At 65.7% G+C, this 26267-nt stretch carries 25 protein-coding genes; 9 read left to right on the forward strand and 16 right to left on the reverse strand.

The features are described from left to right. The 3 genes from B0W80_RS20555 to B0W80_RS20565 all read right to left on the reverse strand — a co-directional run. Positions 1-622 (reverse strand): TolC family protein (locus B0W80_RS20555; RefSeq protein WP_179106986.1); only part of this gene is annotated, 622 nt, incomplete at its 3' end. 102 nt (positions 623-724) lie between these two features. Continuing rightward, on the reverse strand, positions 725-1096 hold the full coding sequence (locus B0W80_RS20560) for a hypothetical protein (protein WP_077001021.1): 372 nt from the start codon (positions 1094-1096) through the stop codon (positions 725-727). A gap of 58 nt (positions 1097-1154) precedes the next feature. Next, on the reverse strand, positions 1155-3443 hold the full coding sequence (locus B0W80_RS20565) for a heavy metal translocating P-type ATPase (protein WP_373038855.1): 2289 nt from the start codon (positions 3441-3443) through the stop codon (positions 1155-1157). A 133-nt stretch (positions 3444-3576) separates the two neighbouring features. Between B0W80_RS20565 and cadR the strand changes: the two genes are divergently transcribed. Further along, positions 3577-4029: a Cd(II)/Pb(II)-responsive transcriptional regulator gene (gene cadR / locus B0W80_RS20570; RefSeq protein ID WP_077001022.1), complete on the forward strand. Its 453-nt coding sequence runs from the start codon at positions 3577-3579 to the stop codon at positions 4027-4029. A gap of 33 nt (positions 4030-4062) precedes the next feature. Here the strand turns inward: cadR and B0W80_RS20575 are convergent, their stop codons facing one another. The 7 genes from B0W80_RS20575 to B0W80_RS20605 form a co-directional block, all read right to left on the reverse strand. Next, positions 4063-4980, reverse strand: a complete 918-nt coding sequence (locus tag B0W80_RS20575) for an aspartyl/asparaginyl beta-hydroxylase domain-containing protein (RefSeq protein ID WP_077001023.1) — start codon at positions 4978-4980, stop codon at positions 4063-4065. A 160-nt stretch (positions 4981-5140) separates the two neighbouring features. After that, a complete protein-coding gene (locus B0W80_RS20580; RefSeq protein ID WP_077001060.1) occupies positions 5141-5938 on the reverse strand; it encodes a heme ABC transporter ATP-binding protein in 798 nt (265 codons plus the stop codon). Between the two features lie 19 nt (positions 5939-5957). Then, positions 5958-7049 carry an iron ABC transporter permease gene (locus B0W80_RS20585; protein ID WP_077001024.1) on the reverse strand — a complete coding sequence of 364 codons (1092 nt, stop codon included), beginning with the start codon at positions 7047-7049 and terminating at the stop codon, positions 5958-5960. Next, positions 7046-7927, reverse strand: coding sequence for an ABC transporter substrate-binding protein (locus tag B0W80_RS20590; RefSeq protein WP_083745531.1), 882 nt, complete (start codon positions 7925-7927; stop codon positions 7046-7048). The genes B0W80_RS20585 and B0W80_RS20590 overlap by 4 nt, the downstream gene beginning before the upstream one ends. Beyond that, the gene (locus B0W80_RS20595; RefSeq protein WP_077001025.1) at positions 7924-8307 is read right to left on the reverse strand and encodes a VOC family protein; all 384 of its coding nucleotides are present in this window, start codon (positions 8305-8307) and stop codon (positions 7924-7926) included. Before B0W80_RS20595 ends, B0W80_RS20590 begins: the two co-directional genes overlap by 4 nt. Further along, entirely contained in the window at positions 8304-9374 is a 1071-nt protein-coding gene (locus B0W80_RS20600; protein WP_077001026.1) for a hemin-degrading factor, read from the reverse strand. The genes B0W80_RS20595 and B0W80_RS20600 overlap by 4 nt, the downstream gene beginning before the upstream one ends. A 27-nt stretch (positions 9375-9401) precedes the next feature. Further along, positions 9402-11648, reverse strand: coding sequence for a TonB-dependent hemoglobin/transferrin/lactoferrin family receptor (locus B0W80_RS20605; protein WP_077001027.1), 2247 nt, complete (start codon positions 11646-11648; stop codon positions 9402-9404). A 165-nt stretch (positions 11649-11813) separates the two neighbouring features. Here B0W80_RS20605 and B0W80_RS20610 point away from each other — a divergent pair, with 165 nt between their 5' ends. The 7 genes from B0W80_RS20610 (at position 11814) to B0W80_RS20640 (ending at position 19697) form a co-directional block, all read left to right on the forward strand. Continuing rightward, entirely contained in the window at positions 11814-12320 is a 507-nt protein-coding gene (locus B0W80_RS20610) for a hypothetical protein (protein WP_143684709.1), read from the forward strand. Between the two features lie 266 nt (positions 12321-12586). Beyond that, entirely contained in the window at positions 12587-13783 is a 1197-nt protein-coding gene (locus B0W80_RS20615; protein WP_077001029.1) for an ABC-three component system protein, read from the forward strand. Then, positions 13780-14280: a three component ABC system middle component gene (locus tag B0W80_RS35070; RefSeq protein ID WP_143684710.1), complete on the forward strand. Its 501-nt coding sequence runs from the start codon at positions 13780-13782 to the stop codon at positions 14278-14280. The genes B0W80_RS20615 and B0W80_RS35070 overlap by 4 nt, the downstream gene beginning before the upstream one ends. After that, complete coding sequence (locus B0W80_RS20625; RefSeq protein ID WP_077001031.1) at positions 14277-16220, forward strand: DUF3732 domain-containing protein; 1944 nt, start codon at positions 14277-14279, stop codon at positions 16218-16220. Before B0W80_RS35070 ends, B0W80_RS20625 begins: the two co-directional genes overlap by 4 nt. A gap of 93 nt (positions 16221-16313) precedes the next feature. Beyond that, on the forward strand, positions 16314-17549 hold the full coding sequence (locus B0W80_RS20630) for a PP2C family serine/threonine-protein phosphatase (protein WP_179106988.1): 1236 nt from the start codon (positions 16314-16316) through the stop codon (positions 17547-17549). A gap of 7 nt (positions 17550-17556) precedes the next feature. Further along, on the forward strand, positions 17557-18612 hold the full coding sequence (locus B0W80_RS20635) for a serine/threonine-protein kinase (RefSeq protein WP_077001033.1): 1056 nt from the start codon (positions 17557-17559) through the stop codon (positions 18610-18612). After that, positions 18609-19697, forward strand: coding sequence for a serine/threonine-protein kinase (locus B0W80_RS20640; protein WP_077001034.1), 1089 nt, complete (start codon positions 18609-18611; stop codon positions 19695-19697). The genes B0W80_RS20635 and B0W80_RS20640 overlap by 4 nt, the downstream gene beginning before the upstream one ends. A 738-nt stretch (positions 19698-20435) precedes the next feature. Here B0W80_RS20640 and argC read toward each other — a convergent pair. Then, positions 20436-21392: an N-acetyl-gamma-glutamyl-phosphate reductase gene (gene argC / locus B0W80_RS20645; RefSeq protein WP_077001035.1), complete on the reverse strand. Its 957-nt coding sequence runs from the start codon at positions 21390-21392 to the stop codon at positions 20436-20438. An 82-nt stretch (positions 21393-21474) separates the two neighbouring features. Here argC and B0W80_RS20650 point away from each other — a divergent pair, with 82 nt between their 5' ends. Further along, positions 21475-22365 (forward strand): LysR family transcriptional regulator, encoded by an 891-nt coding sequence (locus tag B0W80_RS20650; RefSeq protein WP_077001036.1) that lies wholly within the window; start codon positions 21475-21477, stop codon positions 22363-22365. On the opposite strand, the gene B0W80_RS20655 is transcribed toward B0W80_RS20650, so the two are convergent. From B0W80_RS20655 to B0W80_RS20675, 5 genes are all read right to left on the reverse strand, one after another. Next, on the reverse strand, positions 22358-22924 hold the full coding sequence (locus B0W80_RS20655) for a cysteine hydrolase family protein (protein WP_077001037.1): 567 nt from the start codon (positions 22922-22924) through the stop codon (positions 22358-22360). The genes B0W80_RS20650 and B0W80_RS20655 overlap by 8 nt on opposite strands. A gap of 39 nt (positions 22925-22963) precedes the next feature. Next, positions 22964-23683 (reverse strand): aspartyl/asparaginyl beta-hydroxylase domain-containing protein, encoded by a 720-nt coding sequence (locus B0W80_RS20660; protein WP_077001038.1) that lies wholly within the window; start codon positions 23681-23683, stop codon positions 22964-22966. 11 nt (positions 23684-23694) lie between these two features. Continuing rightward, entirely contained in the window at positions 23695-24063 is a 369-nt protein-coding gene (locus B0W80_RS20665) for a hypothetical protein (RefSeq protein WP_077001039.1), read from the reverse strand. 63 nt (positions 24064-24126) lie between these two features. Continuing rightward, entirely contained in the window at positions 24127-25101 is a 975-nt protein-coding gene (gene thiL, locus B0W80_RS20670; RefSeq protein ID WP_077001040.1) for a thiamine-phosphate kinase, read from the reverse strand. Positions 25102-25117: 16 nt separating this feature from the next. Then, positions 25118-26236, reverse strand: a complete 1119-nt coding sequence (locus B0W80_RS20675; protein ID WP_077001062.1) for a YbdK family carboxylate-amine ligase — start codon at positions 26234-26236, stop codon at positions 25118-25120. Between the last annotated feature and the right edge of the window lie 31 nt (positions 26237-26267).

Genomic DNA, 26267 nt, shown 5'->3' on the forward strand with positions numbered 1-26267 from the left:
TCCATGCAGTGGCCGCCTGCAGGCGGCCGACCTCGGCTTCCGCGACCGCGGCCTCCGCCGCCGCGACCGTGCCCTCGGCCTGGTGGCTGTCGGCGCGGGCCAGGTCGCCGGCACGCACGCGCCGCGTCACGTCGTCGGCCAGTTGCCGCGCGTTCGCGAGCCGCCGCGCAGCGAGCTGCTGTTCGCTGCCGGCGCGCTGGAGGGTCCAGTACGCCTCGCGCACCTCGGCCGCCAGGCGCCATTGGGCCGCGGCGAGCCGCGCGTCGACCGCCGAGGCATCCGACGACGCACTGGCCTGCGCCCGCGCGCGCTCGCCCGGCAGCCAGAGCGGAATGGCCACGCTGGCGTCGTACTCGCGCACGCCTTCGTTGCGGTTGTAGCGGTCGGTCCTGGCGGACAGGTCGAGCGATGGCGGCTCGGGTGTCCACCGGTCGGCGGCCGCGCGGTGGGCGGCCGCGGCCTCGTGCCGCAGGGCCGCGGAGCGCTGCTCGGGCTGGCGTGCCCAGGCCGCTTCGAAGCCTTGCCGGATGAATGAAGTCTGTGCGGATGCAGTACCCGGCGATGCGGACGCCATCAGCGCCATCGCCAGGACGCCGGGCCATGCCCAGGGTCGCTTTCTCATGAAACTCTCGTCGTGAAAGGAAGCTCGGGCTTCCCGGTCGATCAATCCGACGAGGACGTGGCGCCCTGCTGGGCGCCCAAGAAACATCCGCCTCGTCAGCCGCTAGGCGACGAGATGCAGTGGCGGCCGCAGAAGGCTCTGGATGGGGGGATCGGGCAGGAAGCGGCCGTAGGCCGGCAGCGCCCCGTGGTCGACCCACGCCTGCACGTCGGCCACGACCGATGCCAGGCAGGCCGCGCCGATGCCGTGGCAGGCCTGGCAGTCCGGGTGGTAGTTGACGCTGGCGTCGGTGGCCTCGTCGCCTGCGTTCGACGATGCGTGTCGGGTGTCGTCGGCCGCGCCGTGCTGATGCGCGTGGTGGCCGAAGTGCACCTTGTCCTGCTCCCGCTCGTGCGCGCAGACGCTCGCTGCCGCGGCCCAGCTCCACTGGAACGACAGAAGGCACATCATGACGATGAGGACGAGGCGGCGCATGCGCGGCGGAGTGTAGCAGTCGATGTCGAAGGGTTCGATGACGAAAGACGTTCGGTATTCAGGCCTTCTTGCGTACGCCGCCGAGCAGCCTCAGCCCATTGAAGACCACCAGCAGGCTGGCCCCCATGTCGGCGAACACGGCCATCCACATGCTCGCGTTGCCGAACACCGCGAGCACGAAGAACACGGCCTTGATGCCCAGCGCGAGCACGATGTTCTGCCACAGCACCGCATGCGTCCGCTTCGACAGGCGGATGGTTTCGGGCACCTTGCGCAGGTCGTCGTTCATGATGAGCACGTCGGCGGCTTCCTTGGCGATGTCCGTGCCGGCGGCGCCCATCGAGAAGCCGACCGCGGCGGCGGCGAGGCTCGGCGAATCGTTGACGCCGTCGCCGACCATGCCCACTTGTCCGGCGCTGCCCAGCCCTGCGACGACCTTCTGCTTGTCTTCGGGCAGGAGGCCCGCCTGCACGTCGTCGATGCCGACCTGCCGCGCGATCGCCTGCGCGGTCGCCGGGTTGTCGCCCGTGAGCATGACAGGCCGCAGGCCCATGGCTTTCAATTCGGCGATGGCTTGCTTGCTGCTGTCCTTGGTGGTGTCGGCCACAGCGAACACGGCCAGCACGGCATCGCCGCTGGCCAGCACAGAGGTCGTGCGGCCTTGGGCTTCGTGCGCCTGCAGGGTCGCTTCGAGTGCGTCGGAGCATTGGCCGCGTTCGTGAATCCAGCGGTGGTTGCCCAGCACGTAGTCCTTGCCATCGATGCGCCCGTGAACGCCGCGGCCCAACTCGGCACCGAAGTCCTCCACCGGCAGCGGCTCGCCCGCCAGGCCGGCGGCGACGGCCTTCGACACGGGATGGTCCGAACGCGCGGCCAGGCTGCGCGCGATGCGCAGCGCCTGGTCGTCGGGCAGAGAACCCGGCATCACCTGCTGCGCCACCAGCTTGGGCTTGCCCTCGGTGAGCGTGCCGGTCTTGTCGACCGCCACCACGCGCAGGTGGCGCGCCTGTTCGAGGTACACACCGCCCTTGATGAGGATGCCGCGCCGTGCCGCCGCCGCGAGCCCGCTCACGATCGTGACTGGCGTCGAGATGACCAGCGCGCAAGGGCAGGCGATGACCAGCAGCACCAGCGCCTTGTACAGCGCCGTGAGCCAGGGCCAGCCGAGCCACAACGGCGTGACCACGGCGACGGCCAGCGCCAGCACGAAGACGGCCGGCGTGTAGACCGCGGCGAAGCGATCGACGAAGCGCTGCGTCGGCGCGCGCTGCGACTGCGCCTCTTCGACCGCGTGGATGATGCGGGCGAGCACGGTGTCGCTCGCCGGCTTGGTGACCTCGAACTCGAGCGAGCCGCTCTGGTTGATGGTGCCGGCGAACACCTCGTCGCCGGGGCCCTTGTCGACCGGGATGCTCTCGCCGGTGACGGGCGACTGGTCGACCGCGCCTTGGCCTTCAGTCACCCGCCCGTCGAGCGCCAGGCGCTCACCGGGCTTGACGCGTACGGTGGCACCGACGTCGATGGCCTTGGCGTCGCGCATCGCCCACGAACCATCGGGCTGTCGCACCTCCGCCTGCGGCGGCGACAACGCGAGCAGCCCGGCGATGGCATTGCGCGCCCGTTCGACCGAGCGCGCCTCGATGAGCTCGGCCAGCGAGTACAGCGCCATGACCATCGCGGCTTCGGGCCATTGGCCGATCAGGAATGCGCCGATCACGGCCACGCTCATCAGCGCGTTGATGTTGAGTTGGCCCCGCAGCAGCGCGGAAAGCCCCTTACGGAACACGGCGAGGCCCGACAGCGCAATGGCACCCGCTGCGACGGCCATGCCGACCATCTTCCAGGCCATCGTGTCGGGCGCGAAGAAGTGAACGCCCTCGGCCGCAATGGCGACCACCAGGGCCGCGATCAGGCGCGTCAGTTCGTGGCGCTGGGCCCGGGCCGTGTCTTCGGCCTGCGGCGGCGCCGAGAGCGTTTCGGTCTTGAAGCCCGCGGCGCGAATGGCCGAGACGATGGGCTCCCACGATGCCGCCGGCGCATCGACGGCCAGCGCGCGGCCCGGAAGGTCGAACTGCAGTCGGCGTACTTCGGCGAAGCCTTCGAGCGCGCGGCGGATCTGGCCTTCTTCGACCGGGCAGTCCATCTGCGGAATCCGCAGCAGCAAGCCACCTGCAGCTGTTGCAGTCGGGGGAGTCGCCGCCGCCTGCGTCGAACAACCCGAGTCGCAGCACGCAGCGGCTTCATGCCGATGCGCCTGCGGCACGACCACCGGCCCGGGCACGACGTCGTCGTGGCTGCAGCAGTCGGCATCCTGGTGGCCGTGTTCTCGAATTCCGGTGCTCGTCATGAATGGTCCTGTTCCTGGAAGGCCATTTGAAACCCTGTAGCCACTCCAGAGTCAAGCCCCCTAAACTGAATCGCACCACTGATTCGTACAGCTGATTCGAGCAACCGAATCGCAAGCTTCCCCGGAGCACCCCATGAAGATTGGCGAACTGTCGGCCGCGTCATCGACGCCGGTCGAGACCATCCGCTACTACGAACGCGAGGGCCTGCTGCCTTCGCCGGCCCGCACGCAGGGCAACTTTCGCATGTACGAAGGCATGCATCTGGAGCGCCTGCAGTTCGTGCGCCACTGCCGCAGCCTCGATATGTCGCTGGACGAAGTGAGGCTGCTGCTGCGCTTCAAGGACGCGCCCGGTGCGGGCTGCGGCGACGTCAACGCGCTGCTCGACGAACACATCGGGCATGTGTCCAGGCGCATCGAGGAACTGCGGCTGCTCGAGAAGCAACTGCAGGAGCTCAGGCAGCGTTGCTGCGATGAAAGGTCCGCAGAGGAGTGCGGCATTCTTGCGGGACTGTCGGAAGCGGCCCATGAACCCAGTGCCACTTCGAAGGAGCCGACTCACCTTCGCTCCGTCCACTCGCATTGAGCGGCCTGGCAGGCCTGCCCGGGCGCACCGCGCTCAGAAGAACAGCCAGTAGAACAATCCGCCGAAGATCGCCCACTTGACGGCGTAGTAGCTGGGCTTGTTCCAGGCCTTCAGGCGCTTGCCCAGCACGCGGATCTTGTAGACCTGGGCGAAGGCCTTGTTGAGCCCGCCGATGGGCTCGCCTTCTTCGTTCTGCGTGGCGGCGGCCTTGATCATGCGCCAGCCGATCTCGCGGTTGATCCAGCGCGCGATCGGGTTGTTGAGCGGCCGCTCGATGTCGCAGAACAGGATGAGCCGGGTCTCGTCGGTGTTGTTCTCGGCGTAGTGGATGTACGTTTCGTCGAACATCACCGCCTCGCCGTCCTTCCAGAAGTAGGACTGGCCGTCGACCACGATGCGGCAGGCGGCCGCGTCCTGCGGCACCTTCAGGCCCAGGTGGTAGCGCAGCGAGCCGGCGAAGGGGTCGCGGTGCCGAACCAGCTTGCTACCCGGCGGCAGGATCGCGAACATCGCCGCGCGCACCGACGGAATGCCCGCCAGCAGCTCGGTCGTCTTGGGGCACAGGCCTTTGGCCGAAGGCAGGAAGTCGCCGTACCAGTTGAGATAGAAGCGCTTCCAGCCCGTGCGGAAGAAGGAGTTGAACCCGATGTCGGTGTAGCCCTTCGCCGCCTTGATGTGCCCCTCGTCGAACAGCCCCAGCCCTTCGTCGCGGATGGTCTGCCAGTTCTGCTCGAGCACCTTCAGCTCGGGGAACTGCTTCACGTCGATGTAGGGCTTCGACGGCACCGACGAGAACCAGTACATCAGCACGTTGAGCGGCGCGAAGAAGGTCGAGTGGTCGCTCAACTGCCGCCCCAGCCCATGCCGCACCTGGCCGCGAAAGTGCACGTACAGGCCGGCACCGAGAAAGATCAGGGGGATCAGGAGCTTGTAGGACAGGTAGCTGGACATCGGGCTCGCGGGCTGGGGGCCGCGGATTTTGGGCGAAGGGCGTATTTTCGCCGAACGGGCCTGCTTGACCCGAACATGGGGCTTCCAAAGGTAACCCGCTGTGGTGACATCGCCCTGCAGCTATATCAGCCGTCCGCGGCAGTTTGCCTTGGTCCGCCCTTCAACCAAACAGATACTGCGGCGTCCCATCCGCCGCGCTGACCTGCTGGCAGGGCGTGCCCCAGACTCGCTCGATCAACGCCGGCTGCAGCAGTTCGGCGGCCGGGCCGGCGTGCAGGGTGCCGAGGCCGTCGAGCACCAGGGCGTCGTCGGCGTAGCGACGCGCGAGGTTGAGGTCGTGCAGCACCACCACCACGCCGACGCCCTGCGCAGTCCAGCGGCGCAGCAGGCGCATGGTGGCGTGCTGGTGCGACAAGTCCAACGCAGCGGTCGGCTCGTCGAGCAGCAGCCAGCGCGCGGCGCCGTCGGGCCGGGGGCGCCAGAGCTGGGCCAGCACGCGCGCCAGTTGCACGCGCGCTTTCTCGCCGCCCGAAAGCGTGTTGAGCACGCGTGCCGCCAAGCCCTGCACGTCGGTATGGGCCATGGCGGCGGCGACGATGCCGTCCTCGCCGCCGTCGGGGCTGGTGGCCGGTTCGGGCGCGTGGCGGTGCGGGAAGCGGCCCAGCGCCACGACTTCATGCGCGCGGAAGTCGAAGGCGACCGCGTTTTCCTGCGGCATCAGGGCGCGGCGCAGCGCCAGGGCCTCGGGCTTCGATGCAGCGAGCGGTCGTCCGTCCAGCGTCACCCTTCCGGCAGCGGGTGCGCGGGCGCCGGCCAGCACGCCGAGCAGCGTGGACTTGCCGGCACCGTTGGGGCCGAGGATGGCCGTCACGCGGCCTTCCGCCAGCGGCAGCGTGCACGGCGCGAGCAGCTGCCGCGTGCCGGCTCGCAGCTCGAGCGCGTCGAATCGAAGGGTCATCGCTTCGGTCATGGCTTCTTCAGATGCGGCCGCGAAAGTGCCGCAGCATCAGCAAGAACATCGGCACGCCGATGGCCGCGGTGAGCACGCCCAGCGGCAGCTCGGCCGGCGCCATCACGGTGCGCGCCACCGCATCGGAGGCCAGCACCAGCGCGGCACCCACCAGGCCCGAGGCCGGCAGCACCGTGCGGTGGTCGGGCCCCGCGACCATGCGCACCCAGTGCGGTGCGATCAGGCCGATGAAACCGATGATGCCGGTGGTGGCCGTCACCGCGCCCACGGCCAGCGCGGTGAGCAGGATGGCCAGCCGCTTGGTGCGTTCGACGCGCACGCCCAGCAGCGTGGCCTGGCTCTCGCCCAGCGCGATGGCGTTGAGCGGCGCCGCCAGCGCCAGCGCTGCCGCGCAGGCCAGCATCACCACCGTGCCCACCAGCGCGACCGCGCTCCACCGCGCCCCGCCCAGGCTGCCGAGCAGCCAGAACTGCAGGCTGCGCAGCTGCTCGTCGGTGGCGATCACGCTCAGGAAGCCCAGGCCCGCGCCGGCCAGCGCATTGACGGCGATGCCGGCCAGCAGCATCAGCGCCATGCGCGTGCCGCCCTCGCTCTGCGACAGGCCGTAGATCAGCAGCGTGACCGCGAAGCCGCCGGCGAAGGCCATGCTCACGAGCGTCCAGCTGCCCAGCGTGCGCGGCAGCATCGGCAGCAGCGTGGCGCCCATCACGATGGTGAGGCCCGCGGCCAGCGCGGCGCCGCTGCTCACGCCGATCAGCCCCGGGTCGGCCAGTGGATTGCGGAACAGTCCCTGCATCAGCGTGCCCGACATGCCCAGGCCGATGCCGGCCGCCAGGCCCAGCAAAAGCCGCGGAAGGCGGATGTTGACGAACACCAAATACTCGGGCGTCGGATCGGCGGTGCCGGTGACCAGCGACCACAGCACGCGCAGCAACTGGCCCGGGCTGATCGCGTAGGCGCCGGTGCCGGCGGCCAACATGAAGCACAGCAAGGCCAGCAGGCCGGCACCGATCAGCACCAGCCGGCGCGAGCGCCGCAGTTGCGCGGCCAGCGGTATCCAGGTCGGATCGACAGGCGCGCCAGGCAAGGTAGCGCTCATGCCATCGCAGCGACGAAGCTCTTGTGCGCCTGCCCCACCGCCTGCGGCAGGCGCGGGCCGAAGCCGAGCAGCAGCAACGCGTCGAGCGTGACCAGCGCGCGCTTGCGGTACGCCGGCGTGAGTGCCAGCTCGGGCCGCTCCCAGAACTTGTCGGCGCCGCCGTGCGCCTCGATGCTCTGCTGGCTGGTGAGCACCACGTCCGGCGCCGCACTCGCCAGCGCCTCGGCATTCATCGGCCGGTAGCCCGCGAAGCCCGACAGGCAATTGATGCCGCCGGCATAGCGAATCATCGAATCGGCCGCCGTCTTCTCGCCCGACACCTGCGGATGCGCGCTGTGCGACAGCACGAACAGCACGCGCGGCTTGCGCCCCTTGGCCGCGGCCACCTGTTGCTGCGTGGCGGCCCACTGCGCATCGAGCTCGGCCTGCAGCGTGCGGGCCTGCGCCTCGCGCGCGGCGGCGCGGCCCACGGCCTGCACCTTGGCCTGCACCTCGGCCCAGCTGTGCTCGGCCGCCACCATTTCGACGCGCACGCCGGCGCTGCGCACCTGGTCGAGCACCACCGTCGGGCCGGCCTCGTTGGTGGTGATCAGCACGTCGGGCCTGAGCGAGAGCAGGCCTTCGGCGGACAGCTGCCGCATGTAGCCGACCTTGGGCGTCTTCTGCGCGGCCGCCGGGAACAGGCTGGTGGTGTCGGTGCCGACCAGCTGCCCTTCGGCGCCGAGCAGGTACACCACTTCGGTGATGGCGCCGCCGATGGTCACGAGCCTGGGCGCCGCGCCTTGCGCGCGTGCGGGCAAGGCCAGCGTGCCAACTCCCAGCAGTGCCAGCATTGCCAGCGCATCGCGCCGGCGCATGGTGGTGTCCAGGGCATTCATGGTTCGCGCGGGATGTTCTGCCCGATGCGCCAGCACACGCCCGCCGGGTCGATGAGGTTGAAGTCGATCATGGCCCAGGGCTGCTTGACCGGCTCGGTGACCCGCACGCCGTAACGCTCGACGATGCCGCTCGCCAGCACCTGGTCGTACCAGGCTTGCACGTCTTCCACGAGCAGGTGCATCTGGAGGTTCTTGGCAAATTCCTTCACGTACCAGTCCTGCAGCAGAAAGGCGCAATTGACATGGTGGAAGTACGCGATGCCGCCGCCCTCGGAGGCGCGCGTGAAGCCCAGGTCCTGGTAGAAGCGCTGCGACAGCGCGTAGTCCTTGGCGGGCACGAAGGCCTTGATCTCGACGGTCTTGAGATTGGGATCGCTCATGAGGCCGCCTCCAAAGCCGGCAGCTTGCGCACCAGCGCGCGCCAGGTTTCGAGTTCCGGCTTGCCGGGCTTGCGCGCGCCGAAGAACATCGCCATCAGCTCGCCCTTGCCGTCGAAGGCCTCGACCGACGTGACGACACCGTCGCTGGTGGGCTTCTCGACGATCCACACGGCGTCGATCATGTCCTCGCGCAGGTGCAGGTTGAAGCCCGGGTCCAGCACGTTGAGCCACTGCATGCCGTGCATGTCCATCGGCTCGATGCGCGTCACCGGCCCGGTGTGGATCTGGATGCAGCCGGGGCTGCCCACGAACACCATGATCGGCGTGCCGTCGAAGGACGCGTCGAACAGCAGCGAGCGCACGGCCTCGCGGCTCGCGCGGCGCGTGAACTCGCCTTCGGCCAGGCGAAAGCCCTGCTGGCGCTCGACCTCGAAGTTCTTGAGCAGACCGAAGAACTCGTGCGTGTCCTGCATCGCGCCCCAGGCCGCGCGAAAACCGGCCCCGTCGATCGCGGCATCGTCGCGCGGCCCGGCCTTCGGTGCCGCGGGCGTGAAGGCGACCTGCAGCGAAGGATCGGCGAAGCGCCCGGCCACGGCCTCGAAGGCGGCGCGGTCGCTGGCCTCGCGCAAGAAGATCTTGTGCACCGCCACGCCGTGCGGGCCGAAGAACTGCAGGCTGACCGACGGCTCGCCGTCACCGCTGGCTGGTGCCTCGCGCACCGCGAAGCCGGCATGCCATTGGCTGAAGAACAGGCGCAGGTCGATGTCTTCGCCGAGCGCCAGGCCCATGGCTTCTCCGCCACTGAGCTTCTGGTACACGCCGGTCTTTTCATGCACCGTGCTGTGGTTGCGCGTGAGCGCCAGCAGCGGGCCGCAGGGCTCCAGGTCTTGCAGCAGCGCGAGCCAGGGGCCCCGCAGCGGCGTCGCCTGCAGGCGTGCGTCGTGGGTGCCGATGTGGGCGGCGATGGCCTGGCCTTCGGACAGGCCGAGCGCCTCGGCCGCGTCCTTGTGCCGGCGGCCCTGGGCGCGCAACTCGGCGAAGCGTTGTCGGATGTCGGGGGAATTCATCTGGCAGCTTTCCTTTCGAGAAGTCACTCAGAAATCCTTGACCAGCGACACGTTCAGGTGCCGGCCGGCCTGGGTGAAGGCGTCGATGTTGGTGGCTGTGACTGCCCCGCCGCGCACGTCGCTCCACATCCAGTACTTTTTGTTGGTGAGGTTGACGATGGCCACATTCAGCCGCAGGTCGGGCCGGATGCGCCACTGTCCGCTCAGGTCCAGCGTGGTGGCGGACGGAATTGCATAGTACGCGCCCGGCAGCGCGCTGCGGTCGATGTCCTGCAGCTTCTTGGCCGCGTGGTAGACCGCGTCGACGCGCACGTTCCAGGTCGGCGCCTGGTACTTCAGGCCGATGCTGGCCTTGCGCGGGTCCACCGAGTTGAGCGGCTGGCCGCTGGTGCGGTCGCGCCCGCGTGTCTGGCCATAGGCGAAGGGCACCGACAACAGGTCGCCGCCCGCCAGCGGGAAGTTGGCCTCGCCCTTCATTTCGAAGCCGCTGATGCGTGCCCGCGCGATGTTGACCGACTGGAAGATCAGCGGATCGATGCGCGGAATGCCGCGTCCGCCGACCTGGCGGTTGTCTTCGATGAAGTCCTTGTAGTCGCCGGTGAAGGCGGCCGCATCGAAGTTGAAGTTGGCCCAGCGCGCACGCAGGCCCAGCTCGAAGTTCTCGCTGCGCTCGGGCTTCAGGTCGGGGTTGGGAATGGTCTTGTAGCCGGCCGTGACGTTCTCGAAGAAGTTGTTCACCTGGAACGCGTTGGGTGCCTTGAAGCCGCGCGCATAGTTGCCGTAGGCGCTCCACTCGGGCGTGAAGCGGTACAGCACGCCCAGCTTGGGCGACACGGCCGAGTCCTTCAACGACACGGCCTGCGCGTTGAAGCCCGCCTGGTCGGCCGCCAGCTTGAAGCGGTCGAAGCGAACCCCCGGCGTGATGCTCCAGCGGTCGCTGAAGATCTCGTCCTGGATGTAGAAGGCGCTGCTGGTTTCGCGCGTGTCCGGAAAGCGCTTGAGCGGAAAGCTCTCGCCCGCCGGCGGCGTCAGGCCGGTCTGCAGGTTCTCGACATTGGTGCGGACGTAGTCGACGCCGTAGATGATCTTGTGCGCCCAGCCCGTGTCGCCGATGCGCAGCGTCTTGCCGGCCTGCAGGCCCAGCTGCAGCGTGTTCTCGTCGTACACCGTGTCGCGCACCCGGTCGGCGGCGCTGCGCCGGTCTTCGAACGCGTATTCGCGCGAGCTCGACTTTTGATAGCTCGCCACCGCCTGCAGGTCGTCGGCCAGCGCGGCGCCGAGGCGCAGGCGGCCGTCCCAGCTCAGCCGGTCGCGCTTGAGCTCATTGCGTGCGTTCAGTCCGATCACCGAGGTTGCGACGTTGTTGGCCGGGTAGGTGAGGCCCGACAGCAGGTCGTAGTCACTGTGCTTCTGCACGTGCTCGAAGCTCAGGGTGTGCTTCTGGTCCGCGTTGGGGCGCAGGATCAGCTTGCCGAGAAAGGCGCCGTCGCGGTCGGTCTCGGGGTTGGGCACCGTACGGTCGTCGCCGGCGATGGCGCGGTCGCCCCGGTTCTTCAACTCGCCGTTGCGGCCCACCTTGCCCGAGATCAGCCATTCGACGGCGTCGCTGGGCCGCCCGGCCAGCGTGGCGCCGACGTACTTGCCGTTGTCGTCGCCGCTGTAGCCGATGGTGGCGCTGCCGCCGAAACTCTTGCCGCCTTGCAGGTACGAGCCCGGCTCACGCGTGATGAAGTTGACCAGGCCTGCCATGCCGTCCGAGCCGTACAGCGCCGACGCGGGGCCCTTGATCAGTTCGATGCGCTCGACCAGGCCGATGTCGATGTAGTCGCGGCCGAAGGCATTGGCGCTGAAGACGTAGCTGCGCGGCTGGCGGATGCCGTCGACCAGGATCAGCACGCGGTTGCCGTCCAGCCCGCGGATGTTGATGCCGGCGTTGCCGTCGCGCCCGGTGGCGCCGGCCGCGAGCCCGAAGCGGGCCGGGGCGCGCCGCACCGACACGTTGGGAATGTCCCTCACGGCCTCGCGCATGTCCTGCGCCTGCGACTGCTCGAGCTGCTGGCTGTCGATCACGTCGATCGATGCGGGCAGGTCGTCCTTGGGCTGCTCGGTGCGCGAGCCGCTGACGACGATCTCGTTGAGGGCGGCGACGCGTTGGGTCGATGGTGCAGCGCTTTGCGCCAGCACGGCGCCGGGCAGCGCGAAGCCGAGCGCGATGAGCCAGGGCAGGGCGCGCGGGCGCGAAGGAGGAATTGAACGAGAAGCGAGGAGTGCCATGGCAAGTCCAGGAAAGCAGTGAAGAAGCTGCTCGCTGGAACCCGTGCTGGCATCGCGTAGGCGATGGGGCGGGTGTCTTGCTGGCGGGGGCGCCGGGTTTGGGCCGGGCGGACGGCGGAGTATAGGAGATTGGTTTTCGTTTTGCGTTGAGAAGCCCGCTAATTCTTGAGCCTTGTCTCGGCGCGCGAGACACGTTGGCAGGTGGGCATGCCGAAGTCGGAAGCGAGCTTGGCGGTGTTGGAGACAGTGGGGCGTGATGGCCCAATGCAACACGTACTATGGTCTCTGGTGTTGCGCGATTCAGCCTTGCAAACTTGGTGGATGACAGAGTCCGACGCACACCATCCCCTCCCTTCCATTGGGTCAACCTTAGGGCCGATCCGCCGGCTGTTGGCGGAGCTGAAGCAGGTCCCGATTTCGCCGACGGGACAACTCGATGTGCAGGCTTGCGACGAGGCCGTGCGGCTCGGACTGGCCCAGCGTGTCGAATCGACGGTCACGATTATTGAGAGGGGCCTGCGTGTGATCGAGTTGCTGCTTGAACGGGCAGGGCCGTCGATCGATGAAGCCGCAGCTGATACGGATTCCTTGACCTGTCTTGGGCTTTTGATGGGTGAACTGCGGGGCGTGGCTGCCGCGTGCAGGTATCTGGCTGCTCGTTGTGGTGAGTGATGAGGCGGATTCGGCAATTGCGTGAGCGACGGTGCTGCAGCGCTTGACACCGTTCGTCTTCCGTGTATGAGTGATTGCTTTGGTCACGAAAGCTGACCCTTCACCCCGCGCCAGTCGGGCTTGGTCGCAATTCTGAGCGGATGGGCCAACTGAACGTCGGGGATGGAGCACCGAGCAGTGCACGGGCAGACGGCGGGGGGCGACAGTATGTTACGTTTCACGCAGTTTCGGTTTTGTATAGCCTGCCCCGGCACACAGGAGATCTCATGACTGCGGAAGACAAGAAAAGTCAATATGACGCGTCCGCCTCAGCGACAGGTTATCTGTACCAGTGCAGATACGCCCTACTTTTGGGCCTGCAGGCAATTGCCACTCGTCCAGAGTTGCTCCTAAGCATCGAGAAGTTCGACGACATTTCGTTTTCCGATGGCGAAGGCCCCGTCGCCCAGATCCAAGCCAAGCATCACGTCAGCAAGAAAGGAGATCTCACTGACGCCAGTGAAGATCTCTGGAGTACGCTGCGCATTTGGAGCGAGCAGGTCGCGACGGACCATGAGAAGGCCTTCCAGACGGCATTCATCCTTACGACCACCGCGACCGCGCCTGCTGGAACAGCGGCGTCGTTCCTGCGCGCTGCCGACCGCGATCCAGATAAAGCGCGCACCCTTTTGCTTAAAGTCGCGGCCAAGTCAAAGAGTAAGAAGAACGCACCGGCGTACCTTGCATTCACATCACTTTCCGAATTTTTACAGCAACGTTTGCTGAACGCCGTATCCATTCTGGACCGCTCAGCAAACATCGCAGATGTATGGGACGAGCTTTGTCAAGCTGTCAGGCTCGCGGTTCCCAAAGAACATGTCGGGCAACTTGTCGAACGTCTTGAGGGCTGGTGGTTTGGGCTAATGACAAGGATCCTGCTATCCGGATCGGATGTGTCCGTGCTCGCCATAGATAGCAAGCTTGATGAACTCCGTGAAGAATTCTCGCGCAGCCGTCTGCCCGTCGAGTTTGCAAGCGCCCAGCCGCCAACGTCCATCGTTGCTGACCTCGACAAGCGTCCCTTCGTTGCACAACTTCGGCGCGTCAACGTAGGCGCTCAACGCATCGAGTGGGCCATCCGCGACTATTACCGCGCATCGGAGCAACGGTCCAAATGGGCAAGAGAAAAACTCACCCTTGACGGCGAAGTCGAGCAGTATGAGCAAGATCTAATTGAGGCATGGCAACCGCGCTTTGCCGCCATGGTCGACAACCTTCCCATGCTCTGTGATGAAAAGACCAAAACTGCATCAGGACAGAAGCTCTATCAGTGGGCGGAACAAGATGCGCTGTTGCCGCTGCGTTCATTGGCCCAACGCTTTCTGACGCACGGCAGCTTCCATATTCTCGCCAACCGTCACGCTGTGGGCTGGCACCCTGAATTTGACCAGCCCGAAAGCAGCACGAAGGGAGTTGCATCGTGAGCCGCGCATGGACGAGTCGCGTAGTCGAAGAGGCTAACCTTTTCAATCCCGCCTACTGCGCGACGCTCCTAGCGGTAGCGACTAAGGACTATGCCAAGAAGGCCGAACGCCCTCTGCCTTTCGCACTCGCCTTTCTCGTACTCCCCATCGTCTTGCACGAAAAGACGCGAGAAGAACTGCCTCATTCCACGATCACCACATTGCTGCCCTGGTTGCAAGAGCACAAACCGGTACTCGTGGGATTTTCTCAACGCGCTGCCGGGCTAAGGCCTGCCACGCAGGAAGCTGTCATGTTTGGAATTCGCCAAGGTTCACTCGCTCTCGATGGGGCCGCGTTGAAAACCACCAGCAAGTACAAAGCACCCACCCCAGCACGCACCGACATGTTCACTAAGGAAACCACCGACACCGTAGAAGCAGCAGGCTTTCTAGGCCGTTGGTTTGCCAATGCGGGAACGACTTCTACGATCTACGCCGCCTGGGGAGTTACCCCATGAGCATGCAGATCGCAAAGATCGTCCTATACAGCCATCGCGGTGAAATCCGCGAGGTCTCGTTCCGGCTGGGGGCGATGAACATCCTCACTGGTGCCTCGAAGACGGGCAAGTCCGCGATCATCGACATCATCGACTATTGCTCGGGCCGCAGCGAATGTAACGTCGCAGCAGGCGTCATACGCAAGCATGTGAGTTGGTATGCCATCATCTTCCAGCTCGGTGAGGGACAACTTTTTGTCGCACGCAAGAACCCCGGCGTTGGAGACAAGACGAGCCCCGATGTTTACATCGCGCGGGGAAAGGCAATCGAAATTCCGCCGTTTGAAGAACTTCACAAGAACATCACCGTCGATGCTCTCGAAAAGTTTTTAGGCAGCGCCATTGGCATCAGCGAGAACGAACACCGACCGGATTTGCAGACGAGAGATCCTCTCGAAGCGAACTTCAGGCACGCGCTTCTGTTCTCGCTGCAAGATCAGAATGACATTGACAGTAAACAACGCTTGTTTCATCGACAGGGCGAGGATTTCATCGGCCAAGCGATCCGGGACACGTTCCCGTACTTCCTTGGTGCCGTAGATGAGGAGCGACTTCTCAAGCAAGCGCAACTGGACCAAGCACGTCGGCAGTTGCGTCAACTTGAACGGCAGTTGCGCGACGCCGAAGAGGTCGATACGCGCGCACTTCCCCGGGCCATGATGCTCCTTGACGAAGCGCGCCAGGTGGGACTTGTCGACGAACGCTATCGCGCCCCAGATAGCGAGGCAGCGCTCGCCGCATTGCGCCGGATCGCAAAAGAAGATCGCGCGCGGGACGACGTGATCATTGCTGACGGAGAAGCTGATCTTGCGGATCTGCGCGCTGAACGGCAGAGCTTCAGAACCGACCTTGAGCGCGTCAACGCCGAGATTCGCTCAACAAAGCTCTTCACCGCCGAGACCGGTGGATTTGAACGCGAAGCGAAAGAACAGAGAGCGAGGCTCAGTGCTGTTGGCCTCTTCAAGCACAACTCCGACCATGATCCCGAACAGTGCCCCGTGTGCTCCAGTGTGCTGTCGGCTCCTGTGCCCGCGGTCACAGAAATCCTCAGCTCGCTGCAGGACCTCACTCAAGACCTACAGGCAGTCGAAGCAGAAAATCCTCGACTGCAAATGCGCCTGGCTTCGCTAGAGGCAGAAGCTGACGCGCTTGAGAATAGGCTGCGGGAGAACCAACAAAGGATAAGCGCACGCATCCGAGAAAACGAAATTCAGAAGGTGCAGCAGGACACCTTCATTCTGCGCGCACGCGTCATCGGCAAGGTCATTCAGTATGTCGAAACAGCCGGGGAAACGCGTGCGGACTCGACGCTCAAGTCTCGAGTCGACTTGATGCGTGCTCGCGTGACTATGCTCGAAGCTGAACTCGACTCTGAAACAGTAAAGGAAAAGCTGCGGGCGTTCTTGAACATCATCGGCCACCACATGACGGAGTACGCCGCACAACTGGAGCTGGAGCATTCAAACTCCCAGCTTCGCCTCGACATTCGAAACCTGACCGTTGTGGCAGACACTGAGGATGGGCCAGTGCCACTTTACAAGATGGGCAGTGGTGAAAACTGGGTCGGCTATCACATCCTTGCTCACCTTGCTCTGCATCGGTGGTTCCGAAAGAAGGGGCGCCCCGTGCCGGCCTTCCTGATCCTCGATCAGCCCTCACAAGCTCACTACCCCCCTAGCCAGGATGTTGAAGGATCACTTGATGTACTTGAGGATGATGACCGCAAGGCGGTCAGAAGCTTGTTTAATTTAGTCGATCAGGCTGCGAAAGAACTTTCGCCTACGCTTCAAATCATCATCATGGATCACGCCGATCTTAAAGAAGACTGGTTTCGAGAAGCCGTCGTGGAGCGTTGGAGAGGAGGCGTCAAACTCATCCCTCCCGAATGGCTCAACAACTAGACGTCATGCGTGAAGATTCTCTGGGCTGTTGAGCCTAGAGCACTGGAGGCGGCGATGCTTCCGGCACTCGTTGACACACCGTTGGTCGCTCGCATGAGCGCCGCCTACGACCTGAAAAGCGCATCGGAGGGGTTTAACATCAACTTGATCGCTAGAACCCTAATGGACTCCACCCATCACATCCAGAAACAGCTAACCGGTTGGTTCATGAGACGCACCGCCAGCTCTGGGGTGCGCCGCGTCTCCGCGCTAGCCGCCGCCGTCGCAACGGAAGTGGGAAGCGTGCGCGCGGACAACCAAGACCGAGTGGCCGTGGCGAGGGGGTGGGACAAGGACGGCAGACCCTTTGCGGTGGCGGCCGTCGCCGACGGGATCGGCGGAATGCAAGACGGCGCACTCTGCGCCGCGATGGCGCTCGCGGGCCTCTTCGCCGAAGTCGCGGAGCAAGCCAGGGCCGGCTCGCCCTTTCACGAGTGGCTGCCCCGGGCGGTGGATGTGGCCAACGTGGCGGTGCACGCGAAGTTCAGGGGTGATGGAGGATCGACGTTGGTCGCTGCGCTCATGGGCGCGGATGGCAAAGTCGCGTGGACGAATATCGGCGACAGCCGCGTCTATCACCAGTTAGCTGGCAAGCTCGTTCGCCTTTCAACCGACGACACCATCGCCGGGCAGCTTGGTAAGGGCCGCGAAGCGGGCCCCGACCAATCCAAGCTGCTCCAATTCATCGGCATTGGCAATCCCATCGAGCCAGGCTTGGGGATGATCGATAGTCCAGCGGGCCAAGTGCTGCTTGCGTCCGACGGCGTGCATTTTCTCGACAGCACCCCGTGGTTCGAGGCGATCATCGCCTACGCGCCCGATCCTGGCGTTTGCGTCCGCCGGTTGACGGACTTGTCTAAAGCTTGCGGCGGCCACGACAACGCGAGCGCGTGCGTGATGGGCCTCGCGCTTGACGCGCAGGAGCGTGAACCAGAATTCTCATCAGCTTTGGAAATTTGGGACCCGTTCGGCGACTTGCAGATCATCGTCAGCCAGACGCCCGCGATCGCGGCGGCGAAGCCGTCGAGCATTGAGCCTTTCGACGCTCGCCACCCCGCGCCGCCCGCCATGGCGTCGGTCGAACCTGCGCTCCCCGACGCAGTCGAGGCGCCAGCGCCGTCCGCGACGCCTTTCGCGTCCGAGAAGTCTCAAAAGAAGCCTCGCAAAACAAATGGGCCGAAGAAGACGAAGCCCTCCAACAATCGAAAATCGGCCGAAGAGGATGGCGCGCATGCCTTGCCTGATGAACCGCCCCTGTTCGTCATGGAATTCCAAAGCAAGCAGAAGTGAGAAAACCATGGATCTGCCAGCTCGATACGAACCCACTGGCGATCCGCTCGATGGAGGCATGGGGTCGGTTCTACCGTGCAAGGACCGGACGCTCCAGCGGGATGTGGCGATCAAGGTGATCCACGGAGCGACGCACCGGCGCCGCATGCTCGACGAGCTGAGCGCGTTGGCAAAGATGCGTTCCAAGCACGTCGTTCAGATTTACGATGTGTTGCAGCCGTCGCGCGACGAGATCGGCATCGTTCAAGAGTTCATCTCTGGCGTCGATCTGTTCGACGAGGGCATCTCGCCGCACGACACCACGGGCTTATACAAGCAGCTCTGGCAGATCGCGTCGGGGATCAGCGACATTCACGCGCTTGGAGTGATCCACCGGGACATCAAGCCTAACAACATGAAGATCGATAGCGAGGGCGTCGTGAAGATCTTCGATTTTGGGTTGGCGCGCGACGAAGGCCCCTCGGCCGCGACGCTGGGCTTCGTGGGAACGAGAGGGTTCGCTGCGCCTGAGCTATACGTGGGCTCCGTTCGGTTTACTAAGGCCGTCGACGTTTACGCGTTCGGGGCGACCGCGCTGTATCTCGCGACCCGGGAGCTTCCCGACGAACTTATGGAGCAGCCTCCAACTTTTGGAGGTGGCAGCTATTTTGAAGACACCGACTACGACATCGCCGACGAGATCGCAGAAGTTCTGGACGCATGTTTGGCGCAGAACGCGAGCGAGCGTCCAGACATGTCTACCGTGCGCGACCTCTTGGCCAAGCACATCCTCCACGGACGGCATCGCGCTCTTGTGGTGTTCAAGGGGCAGCCGTCGTACCTCAACTCCAGTTCCGACTCCGTCAACCTCAGCCTGCTACCGTTGGGTCAAGTGAGGATCGGCTACGACGGACTGGACTTCAAGGTGGTCGAGCTGACGCCGGAGGTGTTTATCAACAACAAGCGCGTGGCTGTAGGAGACGTCTTGCCCGGTTCATGCGTTGTGACCCTTGGAGCCGCTGAGCACAAAGGCCGGCGAAGGCATATTACCTTCGACATCTCGCACCCGGAGTTCGTCCTGTGACCGGACCGCTTGACCAGGGGGATCTAGTCGGTGATCGCTACGAGATCGTCCGCTACATCGACGCGGGGAGCATGCAGTTCGTCTACGAGGCGAAAGATGTCCTCACCGACCGGCGGGTCGCCTTAAAAACCCCCAAGAACACCTCTGCGAGCAAAAGGTTTAAGCGCAGCGCGATCGTCGCCGCGCAAGTGAACCATCCCAACGTCGCCAAGACGCTTGACTATCTGAGAGTCGGCGACGACAGATATTTGATCGAGGAACTGATCGAAGGTCGAGACCTGTCGAAGGCCCTACTTCAGGAGACGAGGTTTGTGGACCCGTACCTCGCTGCGAAGATTTTGCACCACCTCGCCAAAGGAGTCGCGGCCGCCCACCATGCCGGCGTCATCCATCGCGACCTCAAGCCGAGCAACATTATGGTGATGGGCGGCTACTCCCTGCACGAGATCAAGGTAACCGACTTTGGCATCGCAAAGCTCGCCGGGGAAGTGATGGACGAAGCCATCGCGGGCGGCACGGCGTCCATGTTTCAGTCAGCCACGGTGATGGGCGCGCTGCCATACATGGCGCCCGAAGCCATCGACACGCCGGCAGAGGTGGGGCGCGCAGCGGACGTGTGGTCGCTCGGCGCCATGATGTATCACATGCTGACCGGCCAAACGCCGTACGGCGAGGGGCTGCGCTCGGTGCGTGCCATTCTTGCCGCCGAGCCGCCGGCGCAGCCCGCTTTTTTGACCGCCAACCCGCAATTTGCCCCGCTGGCGAGTGAGGTGATGGACCTCGCGTTGTCGTGCATGCAGCGCGATCCAAGCGACCGACCTAGCGCGGACCATCTCGTTGCGAGTTGCGGAAACCTTTGCTATACCCCAGGCGAGCGCACGGTGGGCACGGTGAAAACGATCTACGACCATGGGAGGTTTGGCTGGCTATCGATTGGACGCGCTAAAGACGTCTTCTTCCATGTAGAGAGCGTTTACGGGCCCGAAGCCGTCAAAGAGAATGACAGGGTTTTGTTGGCCAGCTATGACGGCGGCGGCGGCGACCGCGCACATCCGGTGATGAAGCTCGGACCTGCGGTCGATTGACGGACTGAGCCGTGGCGTGTGGCGTGGTGTCGCTCCGGCGCTCGCTTCCGCCAAAGTGTGCGCCGAGGCAGAAGACTGACCAAGGTCGCGACGCTCCCTCTCCCCGGCACTGCCGCATTTGCCTTCACTCATTCAGGCCCGCGCCGCTCACACCGAGAAACACGGTTAGTGACCACTCGATGGGGCCTCACGGAGCTAAGGGCACAAAGTCCCGCTTTTTCATTGAGGTTACGCTGCCCGTCGCACGGCACTCACTCTGCGAAACCACCTACGGTGCAGTCTTGCCGAGTGCCGGGTTCTGCGCGGCCGAAACCGGCAAGGATGCCTGAACTGGCACCAGCGGCAGCCCCCTATAACAGCGCCGAGCACTGACCATACGGTCCAAGTCGGCGTTGTCAGCTTCGGCGATGCCTGCGGCAGGGCAAGACTCTTGGGGTTGACACCTCGGTGGCCAAGCATCTAGCTTGTTAAAGAAACGCACAAGCCCCAACTCTGCACGCTGAAGGAAATCGCGAATAAGCGGTGTTGACGCTGGCGCTTCCCCCAAGGGACCGTGAAGGCCCATCGTCGGTAAATAGATTGAATCGTCGGACTAGAGCGACTGCTACGCTGAGGATAGCGGTCGGTCGGGAGCAACGTTCAAAAGACCGCGACCAGTCTGAAGCGGACCTACCTTCGTCCGTCGCGGCCTTGGCGAGGTACTCGGTCGCGACTGCGGCTAGTCTTGCTGTGAGTCCTTCATTGCTGCGCTCCCTCACCAATCGGGAATGTCGCCGCAGAAAGCCCCCTCACCATCAACCGCAGGTTCTGCACAGCCGCCCCCGCCGCACCTTTGCCCAGGTTGTCCAGCACCGCGCCCAGCACGACCTGGCCCGTGCGCTCATTGGATGCAACGAACAAGCTCATGTCGTTCGACCCGTTGTGGATCTGTGGGTCCAGCTCGACCGCCGGCGACTCGGAAGACATCGGCATCACGCACACGTGCGCCGCATCGCGGTAGCGCGCATCCAGGCATTCGTGGATGCGCGCGCCGGACACATCCGCGGGCAGCAGTCGCGTGTGCAGCCCGATGGTGAGCACGATGCCCTGCCGGTAGCTGCCATAGGCCGGCACGAAGATCGGCCGCGCTGCCAGGCCGGCGTAGGCCTCGATTTCGGGCACGTGCTTGTGTTCGAGCGCCAGGCCGTACACCTTGAGCGAATGCGCCGCCGCTCCGGCTTCGTGCGCCTCCGCGCCGGCGCGGCCCTGGCCCGAGTAGCCCGACACCGCATGGATGACCAGCGGATAGTCGGCAGGCAGCAGGCCGGCATCCGTCAGCGGGCGCAGCAGCGCGACCGCGGCGGTGGGATAGCAGCCCGGGTTGGTCACCCGCGATGCCGACGCGATGCGTGCGCCTTGGCCGGCGTCGAGCTCCGGCAGGCCGTAGACCCAGTCCGGGCTGGTGCGGTGGGCCGAGCTGGCGTCGATGACGCGCACGGCCGGGTTCTCGATCATCGCCACCGCGTCGCGCGCGGCCGCATCGGGCAGGCACAGGATGGCGATGTCGCATGCGTTGAGCGCGGCCCGCCGGGCATCCGGGTTCTTGCGCAGGGCCGCCGGCAGGGTGCGGATGCGGAAGTCGCTGCCGCACAGGCGGTTCTGCAGGTCGAGGCCGGTGGTGCCTTGGTCGCCGTCGATGAAGATGGTGTGGTCCATAGGCTGCGATCGTAGGCATGCGGCCTCGATGGCTCCAGCTGAATTTACTGAACTCCAGATTAAGAAACGTTAAATTGGCGGCATGCGGGAACTGAGCCTCGACCATCTGCGCACCCTGGTGGCCATCGCCGACCTGGGCTCCCTGGCCAATGCGGCGCGCGCCCTTCATCTGGCGGCGCCGACCGTCACCGTGCAGATCGCGGAACTCGAGTCACGCCTGGGGGGGCAGTTGCTCGTTCGCGGTCGCGGGCCCGCGCAAGCCACGGCGTTAGGGGAGCGCTTCATCGCGCGCGCCCGCCGGTTGCTGGCCGACGCGGACGATGCCGTGGAAGACGTTCGGCGCCAGCTCGCCGGCCAGACGGGCCGCGTGCGCGTCGGTGCCTCGACCGGCGCCATTGCGCACCTGCTGCCTCCTGCGCTCGAACGTCTTGCCCGGCACCATCCCGGCATCGACGTCAACGTGCAGGTGCTGACTTCCAACGACAGCATGACGCGGCTGGCCGCGGGCAGCCTGGACCTCGCGGTCGTGGCGCTGCCGCAGGCGCCGATGCGGGGCGTGCACGTCACGCCGCTGCGGCGCGAGGCGGTCGTCGCCTTCTTGCCGGCGGCCTGGAAAGCGCCGAAGCGGCTCACGCCGCAGTGGTTGGCCGAGCGGCCGCTGATCATGAACGACGCCTCCACGCGCCTGTACCGCCAGACCGCCGAATGGTTCTCGGCGGCCGGCGTCCACTGCCGGCCGCGCATCGAGCTCAACTACAACGATGCGATCCGGACCCTGGTCGCCGCCGGCTACGGTGCAGCCCTGCTGCCGGAGGAATCGCAGGATTCCGTGCGCGATACGCGTATCGCCGTCCGCCCGCTGAGCCCTGCGCTTTGGCGGCAACTGGGTCTTGCAGTCAGCGACCGAGGGGCGAGCGGGCCGACGCGGTTCGTGTTGGAGGCGTTGCTGCCGAAGCGCGATTCGGCTACCTGACGTCGACGCCAACACCGACGTCGACACCCAGGCTCAAGTCCCCGGCCGAAACGGCCCGCGCTCTCGGCCCAAAGCTGCTGATGTTCGTGAGCGTTTCGTTGTGATGCCGGATCACCTGCGTCGCGGACAGGTGCCGATTGCCTTCGGTGGTGTGCGCATCGCTGACCAGGATGACGGGGAAGCCCAGCGCGAGCGCCCTGCGCGTGGTGGTGTCGACGCAGAACTCCGTGTGCATGCCGCAGATGACGAGTTCCGTGACGCCGTGCTCTCGCAGAGTTTGCTCCAGCGTCGTGCGATGGAACGAGTCCGGCGTGGTCTTGCGAAGGCGCAGGTCCGACGGCGCCATGTCGAGGCCGCGCGCCAGTTGCCAGGCATCCGTTTCGAATTCGAGGTAGCCCGTTGTCGATTCGTGCTGGATGAAGACCACCAAGGCTCCGGCGGCGCGCGCCTTCTTCGACACCTGGTTGATGCGACCGATGACCTCTTGCGACTCGAAGGCGTCATGCTCACCTTCGCACAGGCCTTGCTGCACATCGATGACGAGGAGCGCTGTGGTCATGTGGATTCGATGCGAGGCGTGGTCTTGAGCAACCGGGCGTCAGCCGTAGAAGCTCGCCTCCCAGCGCGCCTGGTTGCGCGCCGCCACGCGCACGAAGGGCGTGGTGCGGATGATCGCCATCATCGCGTTGTTGAGCAACCTCGGCACCAGCGGCAGGGGCCGCAGGAAGTCGACGAAGAGCACGATGCGCCAGTGCGGCGTGCGGTTCCAGGCCTCGTGCTGGTAGGTGTCGTCGAACACGAGCGCATCGCCTTCGCCCCAGTTGCGCTGGATGCCGTCGACGCGGATGGCGCAGCTGTCGTCGACGGCGGGGATGCGCAGCCCGAGGTGGTAGCGCAGCACGCCGTTGTAGGGGCCGCGGTGCATCGGCAGCACTTTGCCGGGCGCGAGGATCGAGAAATACGCGGTGGTCATGCCCGGAATCAGGTCGAGGGCCTGTGCAGTGCGCGGGCAGCGTGCGCGGTTCTTCTCGCTTTCGACGCCGTAGCCGGCGAAGAAGAAGGTCTTCCAGCCGGCGTCGGTGGTCAGGATGGTCTGGTCCGGCGAGATGTCCTGAAAGTTCGGCAGGCTCTGCACCTGTGGCAGCAGCCCGTCCAGCTCCTGCTGGATCGCAGCCGTGTGCTTGGCCACCTCGCGCGTCCAGGGAAACTTGTCGAGGTCGAAGTACGGGCTGTCGCCATGCAACGAATGGCGGCGATTGAGTTGCTCCATCTCACGAAGCATGCGAAAGAGGATGCGGGTGATGAGGTTTCGGAGCATGGGGGGAAGAATCAGCGAAGCAGGTCGTCGGTGAGGCGCTCGACGCGCACCGGCTCGGGTTTGGCTTTCGATGCGCGATGGGCCGCCACCAGCTCGGCGGCGACCAGGTCCGGATCGTCCAGCAAGGCGGCGATGTCGTGTTCTCCGACGCAGTGGCCTTCGAGGCGCACGTAGACGCGGCTGAAGTTGGCGCCCATGCCTCGGGCCACGTGCAGCAGGCAGTCGGCCAGGCCGACGAATCCGCCTTCGTTGAAGGACACGGGTGGAACGACGCCGCCCGCGCGCGGCGCGCGGATGCCATAGGTGTATCCCGTCGCGTCGCTGCGCAGCTCGACCACCGGCTGCATGGATCGCTCGGCCTTCGTGGAGTTGTTGACCATGCCCGCGAGTGTACGGGCCCGACCGCTTCGACGCTCGATCGGGCCGGCGCTCAGGCCCCGCGCTCAGGCCGCGTGCTCAGGCCCGAAATGGTCGAAGGCCGTGAACGCCTGGGCGACGGTGGCCCCGGCTGCATCGACGATGCGAAGGCCCGGCGCGGCTTCGATGCGGCCGATGCGCGCGACCGGCGTCGCGCTTCGGCGTCCGGCGTCCTGCACGGCCTCGGCCGCGGCAGACGGCGCCGTGAACAGCAGTTCGTAGTCGTCGCCGCCCGCCAATGCGCAGGTGCGGCGAACGGCCAGATCGAGCCCGGCGGCGCCATCGATCCCGATGAGCGCGCAGGCCGCGTCGGCATCGACCGTAGCGCCGACGCCGCTGGCGTCGAGGATGTGCCCCAGGTCGCCCACCAGGCCGTCGCTGAGGTCGACCGCCGCCGTCGCGATGCCGCGCAGCGCCTGCCCGAGTGCGACGCGCGGTTCGGGCTGCTCCATGCGGCGACGCGCCTGGGCGAAGCCATCGGCCGGCAGCGTGAGCGTGCCGCGGAACACTTCCAGCGCCAGGCGCGCATCGCCGAGCGTGCCGCTGGCCCACAGCTCGTCGCCCGGCCGGGCGCCCGAGCGCAGCAGCGCGGCGCCGGCCGGCACCTCGCCGAAAACGGTGATGCAGATGTTGAGCGGCCCGCGCGTGGTGTCGCCGCCCACCAGCTCGCAGCCGTGCGCATCGGCCAGCGCGAAGAGCCCGCGCGAAAAGCCTTCGAGCCACGCTTCGTCCACCGACGGCAAGGCCAGCGCCAGCGTGAAGGCCAGGGGCTTCGCGCCGCAGGCGGCCAGGTCGCTCAGGTTGACGGCCAGCGCCTTGTGGCCCAGGCGCGCGGGCTCGACGGTGGAGAGGAAGTGCCTGCCTTCGACCAGCATGTCCATCGACACCGCGAGCTGCATGCCCGGGGCCAGCGCGAGCAGTGCGCAGTCGTCGCCCACGCCCAGCGGAGAGCGGCGCGCGGGGCGCTTGAAATAACGCGCGATGAGGTCGAACTCGCCCACGTCTGGCCTCGCAGGATCAGCCGTGCCGGAAGCGCATGGCCGACTGCCGCACGACCTCGGCGAGCAGCCTTTCCTTGGCCTGCCGCTCGCGCAGCCAGCGTGCGTCGTTGCGGTTGGCCTCCACGCTGGTGCGCAGCAGCGACAAGGCCTCGGTGGCGTCGAGCGCCTCGCTGTGCCATTCGAGCTGGGTCATGGTCATCAGGATGTGGTCGCGCAGCGGCATGTGGCTGCCGCTGGCAGGGTCGACGTACAGCGCGTCCAGGCCGAAGCGGCAGGCCTGGAAGCGGTTGTAGGTGTAGACCAGGTAGTCGTCTTCGCTGGGCGTGAAGGGCTGCTCCTGAAGAAACCAGGCGGCCAGCGACTGCACGTAGCCGGCCAGCGCCGCGGCGCGCTCCACCGACAGCGGCGTGTCGAACACGCGGATCTCGATGGTGCCGAACTCGGGCTTGGGGCGGATGTCCCAGTAGAAGTCTTTCATGCTGCGCACGACGCCGGTGCGGGTCATGCGCTCGAAGTAGTTGCCGAACTCTTTCCACGACAGCGTGAACGGCGCGCGGCCCGACAGCGGAAACGCGAACACCGAGTTGAGCCGCGCGGAGTCGAACTGCGTGTCTTGTCCCTGCACAAAGGGCGACGAGGCCGACAGCGCGATGAAGTGCGGGATGTAGCGCGACATGCGGTGCAGCATGAGCAGCGCTCCGTCGGCATCGGGGCAGCCGATGTGCACGTGCTGGCCGAAGATGGTGAACTGCTTCGACAGGTAGCCGTAGAGCTCCGAGAGTTCACGGAAGCGCGGCTTGTCGTAGATGCGCCGCTCGTGCCACTGCTGAAAGGCATGCGTGCCGCCGCCCACCACCGCGATGTTGAGCTTGTCGGCGTTCTTCACCAGCGCGTCGCGAATGGGCGAGAGCTGTGCCACCACGTCCTTGGCCGAGTGGCAGATGTCGGTCGAGATCTCGATCATGCTCGAGGTCATCTCGGGCACGACGCTGCCGGGCAGCGGGGTCAGGGCCATCAGGCGCAGCATGTCCTCGGCATAGGGCGCGAGGTCGTAGTCGTGCGTGTTGACGAGTTGCAGTTCGAGTTCGACGCCCAGCGACAGGGCCACCGACTTGTTGAAGGGCTCCAGCGGCACCACGCGGCTGTCGGGGCCGGACACGGCCGGC

The organism is Variovorax sp. KK3 (assembly GCF_001984055.1).
GTDB lineage: Bacteria > Pseudomonadota > Gammaproteobacteria > Burkholderiales > Burkholderiaceae_C > Variovorax.

Excerpts from the sequence above, each read along its gene's own strand:
- B0W80_RS20560 (WP_077001021.1), bottom strand. The coding sequence starts at position 1,096 with ATGCGCCGCCTCGTCCTCATCGTCATGATGTGCCTTCTGTCGTTCCAG.
- B0W80_RS20565 (WP_373038855.1), bottom strand. The coding sequence starts at position 3,443 with ATGACGAGCACCGGAATTCGAGAACACGGCCACCAGGATGCCGACTGC.
- cadR (WP_077001022.1), top strand. The coding sequence starts at position 3,577 with ATGAAGATTGGCGAACTGTCGGCCGCGTCATCGACGCCGGTCGAGACC.
- B0W80_RS20575 (WP_077001023.1), bottom strand. The coding sequence starts at position 4,980 with ATGTCCAGCTACCTGTCCTACAAGCTCCTGATCCCCCTGATCTTTCTC.
- B0W80_RS20580 (WP_077001060.1), bottom strand. The coding sequence starts at position 5,938 with ATGACCCTTCGATTCGACGCGCTCGAGCTGCGAGCCGGCACGCGGCAG.
- B0W80_RS20585 (WP_077001024.1), bottom strand. The coding sequence starts at position 7,049 with ATGAGCGCTACCTTGCCTGGCGCGCCTGTCGATCCGACCTGGATACCG.
- B0W80_RS20590 (WP_083745531.1), bottom strand. The coding sequence starts at position 7,927 with ATGAATGCCCTGGACACCACCATGCGCCGGCGCGATGCGCTGGCAATG.
- B0W80_RS20595 (WP_077001025.1), bottom strand. The coding sequence starts at position 8,307 with ATGAGCGATCCCAATCTCAAGACCGTCGAGATCAAGGCCTTCGTGCCC.
- B0W80_RS20600 (WP_077001026.1), bottom strand. The coding sequence starts at position 9,374 with ATGAATTCCCCCGACATCCGACAACGCTTCGCCGAGTTGCGCGCCCAG.
- B0W80_RS20605 (WP_077001027.1), bottom strand. The coding sequence starts at position 11,648 with ATGGCACTCCTCGCTTCTCGTTCAATTCCTCCTTCGCGCCCGCGCGCC.
- B0W80_RS20615 (WP_077001029.1), top strand. The coding sequence starts at position 12,587 with ATGACTGCGGAAGACAAGAAAAGTCAATATGACGCGTCCGCCTCAGCG.
- B0W80_RS20625 (WP_077001031.1), top strand. The coding sequence starts at position 14,277 with ATGAGCATGCAGATCGCAAAGATCGTCCTATACAGCCATCGCGGTGAA.
- B0W80_RS20630 (WP_179106988.1), top strand. The coding sequence starts at position 16,314 with ATGAGCGCCGCCTACGACCTGAAAAGCGCATCGGAGGGGTTTAACATC.
- B0W80_RS20635 (WP_077001033.1), top strand. The coding sequence starts at position 17,557 with ATGGATCTGCCAGCTCGATACGAACCCACTGGCGATCCGCTCGATGGA.
- argC (WP_077001035.1), bottom strand. The coding sequence starts at position 21,392 with ATGGACCACACCATCTTCATCGACGGCGACCAAGGCACCACCGGCCTC.
- B0W80_RS20650 (WP_077001036.1), top strand. The coding sequence starts at position 21,475 with ATGCGGGAACTGAGCCTCGACCATCTGCGCACCCTGGTGGCCATCGCC.
- B0W80_RS20655 (WP_077001037.1), bottom strand. The coding sequence starts at position 22,924 with ATGACCACAGCGCTCCTCGTCATCGATGTGCAGCAAGGCCTGTGCGAA.
- B0W80_RS20660 (WP_077001038.1), bottom strand. The coding sequence starts at position 23,683 with ATGCTCCGAAACCTCATCACCCGCATCCTCTTTCGCATGCTTCGTGAG.
- B0W80_RS20665 (WP_077001039.1), bottom strand. The coding sequence starts at position 24,063 with ATGGTCAACAACTCCACGAAGGCCGAGCGATCCATGCAGCCGGTGGTC.